The organism is Deinococcus arcticus, assembly GCF_003028415.1.
In the GTDB taxonomy this organism is placed as follows: Bacteria; Deinococcota; Deinococci; order Deinococcales; family Deinococcaceae; genus Deinococcus; species Deinococcus arcticus.
The window spans coordinates 156146-168245 of the sequence record NZ_PYSV01000006.1 but is presented as its reverse complement, the minus strand read 5'-3'; the positions used below and the strand labels follow the sequence as shown (position 1 = coordinate 168245).

11 protein-coding genes are annotated in these 12100 nt (G+C 70.0%); 7 read left to right on the top strand and 4 right to left on the bottom strand.

Annotated features, from left to right (window positions below):
* The first annotated feature begins 46 nt into the window (after window positions 1-46).
* Entirely contained in the window at window positions 47-3493 is a 3447-nt protein-coding gene (locus C8263_RS08160; RefSeq protein WP_107137622.1) for an ATP-binding protein, read from the top strand.
* Window positions 3494-3577: 84 nt separating this feature from the next.
* Here C8263_RS08160 and C8263_RS08155 read toward each other — a convergent pair whose 3' ends face one another.
* The gene (locus tag C8263_RS08155; RefSeq protein ID WP_107137621.1) at window positions 3578-3790 is read right to left on the bottom strand and encodes a hypothetical protein; all 213 of its coding nucleotides are present in this window, start codon (window positions 3788-3790) and stop codon (window positions 3578-3580) included.
* 379 nt (window positions 3791-4169) lie between these two features.
* Here C8263_RS08155 and C8263_RS08150 point away from each other — a divergent pair, with 379 nt between their 5' ends.
* From C8263_RS08150 to fabF, 6 genes are all read left to right on the top strand, one after another.
* Window positions 4170-5219, top strand: a complete 1050-nt coding sequence (locus tag C8263_RS08150; RefSeq protein WP_107137620.1) for a beta-ketoacyl-ACP synthase III — start codon at window positions 4170-4172, stop codon at window positions 5217-5219.
* On the top strand, window positions 5216-6121 hold the full coding sequence (fabD, locus tag C8263_RS08145) for an ACP S-malonyltransferase (protein WP_107137619.1): 906 nt from the start codon (window positions 5216-5218) through the stop codon (window positions 6119-6121). The genes C8263_RS08150 and fabD overlap by 4 nt, the downstream gene beginning before the upstream one ends.
* On the top strand, window positions 6118-6675 hold the full coding sequence (locus tag C8263_RS08140) for a DinB family protein (RefSeq protein WP_107137618.1): 558 nt from the start codon (window positions 6118-6120) through the stop codon (window positions 6673-6675). The genes fabD and C8263_RS08140 overlap by 4 nt, the downstream gene beginning before the upstream one ends.
* Complete coding sequence (gene fabG, locus C8263_RS08135; protein ID WP_107137617.1) at window positions 6672-7448, top strand: 3-oxoacyl-[acyl-carrier-protein] reductase; 777 nt, start codon at window positions 6672-6674, stop codon at window positions 7446-7448. Before C8263_RS08140 ends, fabG begins: the two co-directional genes overlap by 4 nt.
* 224 nt (window positions 7449-7672) lie before the next feature.
* Window positions 7673-7903, top strand: coding sequence for an acyl carrier protein (gene acpP, locus C8263_RS08130; protein ID WP_107137616.1), 231 nt, complete (start codon window positions 7673-7675; stop codon window positions 7901-7903).
* 120 nt (window positions 7904-8023) lie between these two features.
* Window positions 8024-9271 (top strand): beta-ketoacyl-ACP synthase II, encoded by a 1248-nt coding sequence (fabF, locus tag C8263_RS08125; protein WP_107137615.1) that lies wholly within the window; start codon window positions 8024-8026, stop codon window positions 9269-9271.
* Between the two features lie 195 nt (window positions 9272-9466).
* Here the strand turns inward: fabF and C8263_RS08120 are convergent, their stop codons facing one another.
* The 3 genes from C8263_RS08120 to C8263_RS08110 form a co-directional block, all read right to left on the bottom strand.
* Window positions 9467-9979 carry a hypothetical protein gene (locus C8263_RS08120; RefSeq protein ID WP_146160633.1) on the bottom strand — a complete coding sequence of 171 codons (513 nt, stop codon included), beginning with the start codon at window positions 9977-9979 and terminating at the stop codon, window positions 9467-9469.
* A 69-nt stretch (window positions 9980-10048) separates the two neighbouring features.
* Window positions 10049-10717 carry an ankyrin repeat domain-containing protein gene (locus tag C8263_RS08115; protein ID WP_107137613.1) on the bottom strand — a complete coding sequence of 223 codons (669 nt, stop codon included), beginning with the start codon at window positions 10715-10717 and terminating at the stop codon, window positions 10049-10051.
* Window positions 10718-10921: 204 nt separating this feature from the next.
* Entirely contained in the window at window positions 10922-12091 is a 1170-nt protein-coding gene (locus C8263_RS08110; RefSeq protein WP_107137612.1) for an acetyl-CoA C-acetyltransferase, read from the bottom strand.
* Between the last annotated feature and the right edge of the window lie 9 nt (window positions 12092-12100).

Here is a 12100-nt window from a genome sequence, read left to right as displayed (position 1 = left end):
GCTTGCAGGGCCGGGGCGCGGCGGTGCCGTATGCTCCTGACTGTCCATGACCACCTCTTCCGACTTTGATCTGTCGCTGGGCCTGTTTGCCGGGGGCGGCGAGATGGCCCGGCGCATGCTGGCCTTCGACTGGACCCGCACCTCGCTGGGCGAGCCGGCCGGGTGGCCGCAGAGTCTGAAAACCGCCGTGCGCATCATGCTCACCTCGCGCTTTGCCATGTGGATGGCCTGGGGTCCCGAGCTGCTGTTTTTCTGCAATGACGCCTACCTGCCCACCCTGGGCGTCAAGGGCGACTGGGCCCTGGGGGCGCGCTCAGACGTGGTGTGGGCCGAGATCTGGAAGGACATCGGGCCGCGCATTGCCCAGGTGCTCCAGGCCGGAGAGGCCACCTGGGACGAGGGCCTGCAGCTGTTTTTAGAGCGCAGCGGCTACCCCGAGGAGACCTATCACACCTTCTCCTACAGCCCCCTGGCCGACGACGCTGGCGCGGTCACCGGCATGCTGTGTGTGGTCACCGAGGACAGCGAGCGGGTGGTGGGCGAGCGGCGGCTGCGGGTGCTGGGGCGGCTGTCGGCTCGGCTGAACGAGGCGCGCACGGCGACCGGGGTGATGAACGCGGCGCAGGCGGCGCTGGCCGAGGAAGCGCACGACCTGCCCTTCGTGCTGATCTACCTGCCAGCCCGGGATGGCACTCTGCGCTGCGCCCTGCGCTTTGGTCTGCCTGAGGGGCACCCGCTGGCGCCCGCTCAGCTGGCGCCCGAGGCCGGCACGCCCTGGGCAGGAGCGGCCGTGCTCTCCGGCGAGGCCGCCAGTGCCCTGCACGACCTGGGCGCCGCGCCGGACCTGCCCGGCGGCCCCTGGGACCGGCCGCCGGGGCGCGCGCTGAGCCTGCCCCTGAACCAGCCCGGCGCCGGTGGGCCCGCCGGGGTGCTGATTGCGGGCCTCAACCCCTACCGGCCGCTGGACGACGCGTACCGCAGTTTTCTGGAACTGTGTGCCGCGCAGATCGTCTCGGGGCTGGCGAGTGCGGCCGCCTACGAGCAGGCGCGCCAGCGGGCCGAGGCCCTGGCCGAACTGGACCGGGCCAAGACTGCCTTTTTTGCCAATGCCAGCCACGAACTGCGCACGCCCCTGACCCTGATGCTGGGGCCGCTGGAAGACCTGCTGACCGGCGAACTGGGCCCGCTGGCGCCCGCGCAGCTGCAGACGCTGCAACTGGCCCACCGCAACAGCCTGCGCTTGCTGCGGCTGGTCAACAGCCTGCTGGATTTCTCTCGCCTGGAATCGGGCCGGGTGCAGGCCCGCTTTGCCCCGGTGGACTTCCTGGCCCTGAACGCCGATCTGGCCAGCAGTTTCCGCGCCGCCATGGAGCGCGCGGGCCTGGGTTTCCGGGTGGAACTCTCGCCGCTGCCGGGGGCCGTGTACGTGGACCGCGACCTGTGGGAGAAGGTGGTGCTGAACCTGCTGTCCAACGCCTTCAAGTTCACCCTGGAAGGCGAGGTGGCCTTGACGGTGCGCGCGGAGGACCGCCACGCCGTGCTGAGCGTGCAGGACACCGGGGTGGGCGTGCCCGAAGCCGAACTGGGGCGCCTGTTCGAGCGCTTTCACCGGGTCGAGGGCCAGCGTGGGCGCTCCTTTGAAGGCAGCGGCATCGGGCTGGCGCTGGTGCGCGAGATCGTGCACCTGCACGGCGGCGACATTGAGGCCCAGAGCGTGCCGGGCCAGGGCACGGCCTTCACCGTGCGCCTGCCGCTGGGCGCCGCCCACCTGCCCCCGGACCGCGTGACCGACGCCCCCCCGGCGCCAGCGGGCGCACGCGGGGCCCTGCCGTTTGTAGAAGAGGCCCTGCGCTGGCTGCCCCACGAGGTGCCGCAGGCGCAGGACACGGCGCCGGTCGCTCCGGCCACGGCGGTGCGGCGCCGGGTGCTGGTGGCCGACGACAACGCCGATCTGCGCGAGTACCTGACCCGGCTGCTCTCGCCCCACCACGACCTGCAGGTGGTGGCCGACGGGCAAGCGGCCCTGGACGCCGCGCGTGCCCAGGCCCCGGACCTGCTGCTGACCGACGTGATGATGCCCCGGCTCTCCGGCCTGGGCCTGCTTGCGGCCATTCGCACGGACCCGGCGCTGCACGACCTGCCGGTGATCATGCTCTCGGCCCGCGCGGGCGAGGAAGCGCGGGTACAGGGCCTGGAAGCGGGCGCCGACGACTATCTGGTCAAGCCGTTCAGCGCCCGCGAACTGCTGGCGAAGGTGAACGCGCAACTGGCCATGGCCGCGCTGCGCCGTGAGGCCCTGGCGCGCGAGCAGGCGCACTCGGCCGAGCTGGAAATGCGGGTGGCCGAGCGCACCGCCGAACTGCAGGGTGCCCTGGCGCACAGCGAGCGGCAGGCGGCCGAGCTGAACACCATTCTCGCCAGCCTGCCCGACGCCGTGTACGTGGGCGACCTGAGCGGCATCAAGCGGGCCAACGGCCCGGCGCTGACCCTGCTGGGCTTCACGGACCCGGCGCAGCTGGACCGCGCGGTGGGCGAACTGGGCGAGGAACTGCGCAGCCGCGATCCCCAGACGGGCGAGCGCCTGCCCCTGCACGAGGAACCGTTCGTGCAGGCCATGGGGGGGCGCGAGGTGCGCCGCGACGTGCTGGTGCGCCACCTGACCAGCGGGGAAGACCGCGTGATGCGGCTGGCGGCCGCGCCCATCCGGCAGGGCGAGGCGATTGTGGGGGCGGTGGCGGTGGGCTCAGATATCTCCGAGCAGATGGCGCTGCAGCGCGAGATGGCCCGGGCCAACGCCGAACTGTCGCGCAGCAACGCGGAACTGGAACGCTTTGCCTACGTGGCCAGCCACGACCTGCAGGAACCCATTCGCACGGTGGGGTCGTACGCGGGGCTGCTGGCCCACCGCTACGGCGACCGCCTGGACGAACGCGCGCAGCTGTACCTGCGCACCGTGGAGCAGGGTGCCGAGCGCATGAAGCTGCTGGTGAACGACCTGCTGGTGTTTTCCCGCCTGAATGCCGAGCGCCTGCCGCTGGAGCCGGTGGAGGCCGGCGACGCGCTGCGCGAGGCCCTGGGCCGCCTGGACGCGGCGCTGCGCGAATCCGGCGCGCGGGTTCAGGCGGCGCCGCTGCCCCGGGTGCTGGGCTCGGTGCCCCGGCTGGCGCAGCTGTTCCAGAACCTGATTGGCAACGCGGTCAAGTTCCGCGCCGAGGCCGCGCCGCTGGTGCGGGTCAGCGCGCAGCGCGACGGCCCCCTGTGGCGCCTGACCGTGCGCGACAACGGCATCGGCATCGAGCCGGCGTACCAGAGCAAGGTCTTCGAGATGTTCCAGCGCCTGCATGGCCGCGACCGCTATGAGGGCACCGGGCTGGGCCTGGCCATCTGCGAGAAGATTGTCTCTCAGCACGGCGGGCAGCTGTGGGTGGATTCGGCGCCGGGGGAAGGTTCGGCGTTTCATTTCACGCTGCAGGCGGCCGACGAGGCCGGGTGACCAGGGCCGCACAGCGCCGACAGGAACAACAGAAAAAAGAGGTTGAGGTCCCTGCGCCTCAACCTCTTTCCGGTGCCGTGCGGGTCAGGCCGCAACGTCCTTGCGCGACACCTGCTGGTTCAGAAAACGGGCCCACACGCCGATGTACTTCAACTCCTCGGGTGAGCTGCAGGCATTGAGGTACCACTCTTCCAGGGCGGCGGCCACGCGGCCCTGTGCATGGCGCCGCAGGGACGCGCTGGCGCGGGCCACCTCGGCCTGGATCTGGGGCTGGGTCAGAACAACTTCGGAATCCACCCCCCGACTGTGACATGCGGAGTCTGTCGGAATTCATTCGTCCAGTCTGGGCAGGCGGGGGACCGTGGGCCGTAAGCCATGGGCACTGGGCCATGAGGGAGCAGGACAGGTGGCCGCGCCGCCTCTGCCGCTGAAACACGTGCTGGCGCCTGGAAAACAGCCCCGCTGCCGACCAGGGGTGGGGGGCCACGAAAGATAAAGTGACGGAGCGAACGAATGTGATTTGTCACAAGTGCTGACCCCAGGGCCATGGGGTGGGGCGCGCTGGCGCGGCAAGCAGGCCCGGTGCCCTCTGCCTCTGCGCGCCTCAGCATCCGCCGGGCTGAACTCTGTACCAAATTCATTGAACGTGCGTTCAAAGAATGTTAGCGTGGAGGCCATGAGCGACCCTTCTGCCCCCACCCGGCCCCCGCTGGGCATCGTGGCGCTGGGGACCTACGTGCCCGAGCGCGTGGTGCCCAACAGCGAATTTGAAGCCCGCATGGACACCACCGCCGACTGGATCGAGTCGCGCACCGGAATTCGCGAGCGCCGCTATGCCGGCCCCGACGAGTACACCAGCGACCTGGGCGTGCGGGCGGTGCGCGACCTGCTCTCGCGGGATCCAGACGCCCTGAAGGACGTGGACGCCGTGATCTGCGCGACGGTCAGCCCCGACGCCCTGATGCCCTCCACGGCGGCCCTCATTGCCCTGCAGGTGGGGCTGGTGGGGGCCGCCGCCTTTGACCTCAGCACCGCGTGCAGCGGCTTTGTCTATGGCCTGAGCGTGGCCCAGGGCCTGATTCTCTCGGGCAGTGCCCGGCGCGTGCTGGTGGTGGGTGCCGAGGCCCTGAGCAAGGTGGTGGACCCCGAGGACCGCAACACGGCCATTCTGTTCGGGGACGGCGCGGGCGCAGCGGTGGTGGGCCCGGTGCCCGCCGGCTACGGCTTTCAGGACTTTGTGCTGGGTGCCGACGGCAACGGGGGCGGCAGCCTGTACCTGCGCTGCGTGGCGCCGCGCCTGCCGGGCGGCGTGGAGATGACCCAGGCCGTGGGCATGAACGGCCGTGAGGTCTTCAAGTTCGCGGTGCGGGTGCTGGGCGACAGCGGCACCCAGGTGCTGGCCAAGAGCGGCCTGACAGGCGCCGATGTGGACTGGGTGGTGCCCCACCAGGCCAACGTGCGGATTATCGAGGCGGCCATGGAGCGCTTTGGCCTGCCCATGAGCAAAGCCACCGTGAACGTGGACCGCTACGGCAACACCAGTTCGGCCACCGTGCCCCTGGTGCTGCGCGAGGCTGTGGACGACGGGCGGATTCAGGACGGCCAGCAGCTGCTGCTGATCGCCTTTGGCGGCGGCCTGAGCTGGGTGGCAGGCACCATGAAGTGGTGGGGCGGCGCGCCCAGCCTGCAGCCGCGCCCGGCGGCCGAAGTAGGAGCCTGGGCATGAAAATCGCCGCGCTGTTTCCCGGCCAGGGCTCGCACGCGGTGGGCATGGGCGCCGATCTGGCCGCTGCCTTTCCCGAAGCGGGCGAGGTGTACAGCCAGATTGATACTGTGCTGCCCGGTCTGCGCACCCTGATTGAAACCGGGCCACTGGACGAGCTGACCCTGACCGCCAACCAGCAGCCCGCGCTGGTGGCCGCGTCCACCGCCGCCTACCGCGCGTGGCGGGCCCACACCGGCCTGACCCCAGCCTTCGGCGCCGGGCACTCGCTGGGCGAATATTCCGCGCTGGTGGCCGCCGACGCCCTGTCCCTGGGCGACGCCCTGCGCCTGACCCGCCGCCGGGGCGAGCTGATGCAGGCCGCCGTGCCGGTGGGCGAGGGCGCCATGAGCGCCGTGATGGGCGACCCGGCCACCGTGCAGGAGGTCTGTGCAGCACTGGACGGTGTGCAGCCGGCCAACTTCAATGCGCCCACCCAGACCGTGATTTCCGGCACGAAAGCAGCGGTGGAGGCAGCCGGCGCCGAGCTGAAGGCCCGGGGCCTGAAAGCCATTCCCCTGAAGGTGAGTGCGCCCTTTCACTGCGCCCTGATGGACAGCGCCGCCCAGGGCCTCGCGCCGCACCTGCAGACCACCCGCTTTGCCCCGCCCGCCTTTGCGGTGTATGCCAACGTGACGGCGCAGCCGAACACCGAGGCCGGCACGCTGCCCGCGCTGTTGACCGCTCAGATTACGGGCGCGGTGCGCTGGGTGGACACCATTCAGGCCCTGGGGGCGGCGGGCGCCGAGGTCTTTGTCGAATTCGGGCCCGGCACGGTCCTGACCGGGCTGGTCAAGCGCATTCTGCCGGACGCCCGCACTGTTAACGTGGGCACCGCCGAGCAGGTGCGGGCCTTCGCCCTGTGAAGGCGCCGCTCAGCCCCCACACCCGGGACGAACTTCTGGCTGCCCTGGACGGCGCGCAGGCCGCGTGGGTGGACACTGTGGCGGCCCTGCCGCTGCCCGACTATTTCCGGGCCCCGGCCCCCGGCCGCTGGTCGCCGGCCGAGCATCTGGCGCACCTCGCCCTGACGCATGGGCGCGTGGCGCAGGGGCTGGGCGTGCCGCGCCCGGCCCTGCGCCTGCTGTTTGGGGCGCCGGCCACCGCCCGCACCTACGAAGGCGTTCGCGGGGCCTATCAGGCGCGGCTGGCGGCCGGGGGCCGGGCTCCAGCGCGTTATGTGCCGCGCCCGGTCACGGCCCACGACGCGGCCACGCGTGACGCCCAGGTGGCGGCTTACGTGACGGCCGCCACCCGGGTGCGCTCTGCCCTGGCCGGCTGGCCCGAGGCCGCGCTTGACCGTCACGCCCTGCCCCACGACCTGCTGGGGCGCCTGAGTGCCCGTGAACTGCTGTTCTTCACCGTTTACCACGACCACCACCATCTGCGCGGCGCACTGGCTGCACCGGAGACACCATGACCCAGGACAAGATGACCCAGACCTCTGAACCCGTTCCCCGCAAAGTCGCCCTGGTGACCGGCAGCAGCCGGGGCCTGGGCCGCGCCATGGCCCTGCACCTTGCCCGCGCGGGCTTTGACGTGGCCGTGCACTACGGCCGGGGCGCCGCCGAGGCCGAGCAGGTGGCTGAAGGCGTCCGTGAAAGCGGCGTGCAGGCCCGAGTCTTCGGCGCCGACCTCACCACGCCCGCCAATGCAGGCACGTTGGTGGAGCAGGTGATCAGTGAGATGGGCCGCCTGGACGTGCTGGTGAACAACGCCGGCATCACGCGCGACACCCTGGCCATTCGTATGAAAGACGAGGACTGGGACGCGGTGCTGCAGACCAACCTGTCCAGTGCCTTTATGGCCTGCCGCGCCGCCATCAAGCACATGATGCGCGCGCGCAGCGGCCGCATCATCAACATTGCCTCGGTGGTGGGGCTGAGCGGCAACCCGGGGCAGGCCAATTACGTGGCCAGCAAGGCCGGGCTGATCGGCCTGACCAAGGCGCTGGCCAAGGAGTACGGTGGCCGGGGCATCACGGTGAACGCCATTGCCCCCGGTTTTATCGAGAGCGACATGACATCCGAACTGCCCGAACAGGTGCGCCAGAGCTACCTGAGCAGCATTCCCCTGGGCCGCCTGGGCCAGCCGGACGAGGTGGCTGCCCTCGTCGCCTTCCTGGCGGGCGACGCCGCCGGGTACATCACCGGGCAGACGATTGGCGTGGACGGGGGGCTGAACCCGCATTGAAGGGCGTTGAGGGTTGAAAGGTGATGGGTGATGGAGGGGGCCTGAGTGGCTGGGAAGCGCTGGGAGGCACGGAAGGGCCCGGCAAGCGCAAAAGTGCTGGCGACTGAGTCCATCAACCTTCAACCATCCTCCATCAACATCTCTGAACTCTGTTCAAAGCCTCCGCCCCTGTCGCGCCCCGCGTGTAGACTGGCGCAGACTTCAACCGCAGGAGGTACGAATTCATGGCGACATTTGATGATGTGAAAGACGTGATCGTGGACAAGCTGGGTGTAGACGCCGACAAGGTGACCCCGGAAGCCCGCTTCGTGGAAGACCTCGGCGCCGACAGCCTGGAGACCGTGGAACTGATCATGGGCCTGGAAGACAAGTTCGGCATCACCATCAGCGATGAGGACGCCGAGAGCATCCGCACCGTGCAGGCGGCCGTCGAGTACATCGAGAGCAAGCAGTAAACCCGCCTGTTTCCCCCTGGGGAAACTGACGAGGACCTTGGGGCGGGACGCGGCAGGCACAGCCGCTTCCCGCTCTCTTTTCACCGTCCGCCTGAGGGGCGGCCGACAGAGGAGGCACAGATGGTGGGCGTTTCAGGACTCAAGCGGGTGGTGATCACAGGTCTGGGGCCGGTCACGCCCATCGGGGTGGGCGCGCAGGCCTTTGCCCAGGCGCAGCGGGCCGGCAAAAGCGGTATCGGGCGCATTACCCGCTTTGACCCGGCCGATGTGGCCAGCAAGATTGCCGGCGAGGTGAACGAGGACCTGTCGGCGTATGTGGACCCGCGCGAGGCCCGCAAGCTGGACCGTTACGTGCAACTGGCGATGGCTGCGGCTGCACTGGCGGTGCAGGACAGCGGCCTGAGCCCCGAGGCGCTGCGCGGTGAAGGCACCGGCACCCTGATCGGCAGCGGAATTGGCGGTGTCAAGACCTTTGAAGACCAGGCCGGGGTGCTGCATTCGCGCGGCGCGGGGCGCATCAGCCCCATGTTCATTCCCATGCAGATTGCCAACATGGCGTCCGGGCACGTGGCCATGCAGTACGGCGCCACCGGGCCCAGCAGCACCGTGGTCACGGCCTGCGCCACCGGCACGGGCGCCATTGGCGACGCGGCGCGCTACATCCAGCTGGGGCTGGCCGACACCATGATCGCCGGGGGCAGCGAGGCGGCCATCACGCCCATTGCTATCGGCGGCTTTTCCAACATGAAGGCCCTGTCTACCCGCAATGACGAGCCCGAACTGGCCAGTCGCCCCTTTTCCGCCACCCGCGACGGCTTCGTGCTGGGCGAGGGCGCAGCGGTGGTGATTCTGGAAGAGTACGAGAAGGCCGTGAAACGCGGCGCCACCATCTATGCCGAGGTGGTGGGCTACGGCACCAGCGCCGACGCCCACCACATCACCATGCCTGCCCCCGAAGGTCGGGGCGCCCAGGTGGCCATGCGCATGGCGCTCAGAACCGCCGGGGTCAACCCCGAGCAGGTGGGGTATATCAACGCCCACGGCACCAGCACCTATTTCAACGACCTGCACGAAACCCAGGGCATCAAGTCGGTGTTCGGGGACCACGCCTACCAGCTGGCGGTCAGCTCCACCAAGAGCATGACGGGACACCTGCTGGGCGCGGCGGGTGCCGCCGAGGCCATCGCGGTGGCCCAGGCCCTGAAAGACGGCATTCTGCCCCCCACCATCAACCTCACCGACCCCGACCCCGAACTGGATCTGGACTACGTGCCTCTGCACGCCCGCGAGGCCCAGGTGGACTACGCCCTGAGCAACTCCTTCGCCTTTGGCGGCCAGAACGCGGCCCTGCTCTTTAAAAGGGTCTAGAGCCGTAGGCTGTGGGCCATGAGCTTTGGGGGGTTGCCCCATGGCTCATGGCCCACAGCCTATGGCCCTTTTAAGGACGTTGCACCTCACGTTATGACTTTGCAGGAGAGCACCGCAAAGTCTCCACTCCCGGTGCAACGTCCTTTTTTCGAGACTCGCTCCGCTCGGTTGATCTAAAGATCAACAGCGAGCTACTTAGAACCCGCGTTCGCGGTCGCCCTTGATCTGGTGTTCCAGCTCGCTCGTTTCGCCCTGCGGCAGGTCGCCGGGGCGCTCGCTGAGGTGGGGCGGGCCCTGTTCGCTGGGTGGGGTGTAGCCGGGGTTGGGGTCGGCGCTGCCCAGGCGGGTCTGGTAGGCCATGGCCACCCCCGCGTTCACGCCAATGCCCGCCGTGGGCACAATAGCGTCCAGGTTCTCGCCGCCCAGCCCGGCCACCGTCTGGGCGCCGGCAAATTCGGGGGCCTGGGGCGTGTGCTCCATGGCCGCCGGGTCGCGCGTGGCCAGATGGTCAAACTGCCCGGTCACTTCCTTGGCACTGGGCACCTCCACCGGCTCGTATTTGCCCTCGTTGGCGGTGCTCACGCGGTCCTCGCCCGGGGTGGTGCTGTAGGTCACCTGGGCGTGGTCCTTGGGGTCCGGGGTGTCAAAGCCGGTCTGCACATTCGTGACAGCCAGCTCGCTGGGGGGGTCGCGCCTGTCGTTGCTCATGGGGTCAGTGTGCGCCCCGGTGGCCCCAGGGCGCATTCCGGCTTTCTTCAGGCAGGGTGCCAGGAACGTTCAGGAAGCGGCCAGGGCCTCGGCCAGTTTGGTGTGGCCCTCCTCCCGGGCAAAGTCGGCGGCGCGCTGACCAGCGGCGGTGACCGCGCCCGGGTCCGCGCCGCAGCCGCGCAGAAAGGCCACCAGCTCGGCGTCGCCGTTCTGCGCGGCGGCCATCAGGGGCGTGAAGTCGCCTTGCTGCGCCGCGTTCACGTCGGCCCCGGCCATCACCAGCGCGCGGGCCAGCGCCGCGTGCCGCCCCGCCACCGCCGAATGCAGCGGGCGCACCCGCATGGCGTTCTGGCTGGGCGCGTTCACATCGGCGCCGCGTGAGAGCAGCTCCTCGGCCACCCCCGCGCGGCCAAAGAACGCTGCCAGCCCCAGCGGGGAAAACCCGTCCGGGCTCACGGCCTGCACCTGAGAGGGATCGGCGTCCAGGGCGGCGCGCACCACCTCTTCCTCGCCCACCGCCGCCGCCTCAAACAGGTTCAGCGGCGCACCCTCCTCGATCAGCACGCGCGCCATATCGTGCCGGCCGTAGTAGGTGGCGAACAGCACGGGCGAGACGCCCATGGGGCTGGGCACCGTCAGCAGCGCTGGATCGGCGCGCAGCAAGCGGCGCAGCAACTCGGCGTCCTGGGTCTTGATGGCGAGAAAGAGGGCGGCTTCCTGGTCGGTGGGGGCGGTCATGGGCCAAGGCTAGCCGCCCCCGCGCCTCAAGACCAAGTGGGGGCGGCCAGCGGGTCCTGTGGTCACACAGCGGCTGCCAGTTCCATGGAAGGGCCAAACCCCAGCCCTTCCATTCCACTTCTGCCGCTGTCTGTGGCGGAGACTCACTTCGTTCGCCCCAGATCCACCGAGGGGTTCACCCCTCGGTGGATCTGGGTTCCGCTGTCAGCGGGCGCGCACCACCACGGCAATGCCCATGCCGCCGCCAATGCACAGGCTGGCCACGCCGGTTTCCTGCCCCAGGCGCCGCAACTGGTGCACCAGCGTGACCAGCACCCGGGCGCCGCTGGCGCCAATCGGGTGGCCCAGCGCCACCGCGCCGCCGGTCACGTTCACCTTTGCCGGATCGGCGTTCAGGTCGCGCACCACGGCCAGAGACTGGGCCGCAAACGCCTCGTTCAACTCGAAGAGGTCCACGTCGTTCACTGTCAGCCCGGCGCGCTTCAGGGCCACCGGCACCGCCCTGGCCGGGCCAATCCCCATGATCGCCGGGTCCACGCCGATGGCCGCGGAGCTGGCAATCTCGGCCAGCACGGGCAGGCCGTTCGCCTGGGCGTAGGCTTCGCTGGCGATCAGCAGCATGGCGGCGCCGTCGTTAATGCCGCTGGCGTTGCCGGCCGTCACGGTGCCGTCCTTTTTGAAGGCGGGCTTCAGCCGCGCCAGCGCCTCGGCGGTGGTGGCGCGCGGGTACTCGTCGCGCTCGAACAGGGTGGGGCCCTTCTTACCCGGCACCTCCACGCTCACCAGTTCATCGGCAAAGTGGTGGCCGTCCAGCGCAGCGGCGGCGCGGGTCTGGCTGTCCAGGGCAAAGGCGTCCTGTGCCTCGCGGGTCAGGTTCCACTGCGCGGCGATGTTCTCGGCGGTCACGCCCATGTGATAGCCGCCGAACACATCGGTCAGGCCGTCACTGAGGATGGAATCCAGCGCCTGCGCGTGGCCCAGCCGGTAGCCTTCGCGGGCGCGGGGCAGCAGGTAGGGCGCGCGGCTCATGCTCTCGGTGCCGCCGGCCAGATACAGCTCGCCGTCGCCGGCCCGGATGCCCTGCGCCGCGCTGATGACGGCCTGCAGGCCGCTGCCGCACACCCGGTTGACCGTCAGGCCCGGCACGTCGTGGGGCAGCCCGGCGCCCAGGCCAATCTGGCGCGCCACGTTCATGCCCCCGCCCGCCTGCAGCACGTTGCCCACGATCACGTCGGCCACGTCATGGCCGTTCACGCCGTCCAGCACCGCCCTGGCCGCCGCAATACCCAGCTCCGCCGCCGACACGTCCTTCAGGCTGCCCATGAAGCTGCCAATCGGCGTGCGCCGCGCCGCCACAATCACCAGTTTGCTCATGGCCGGAGT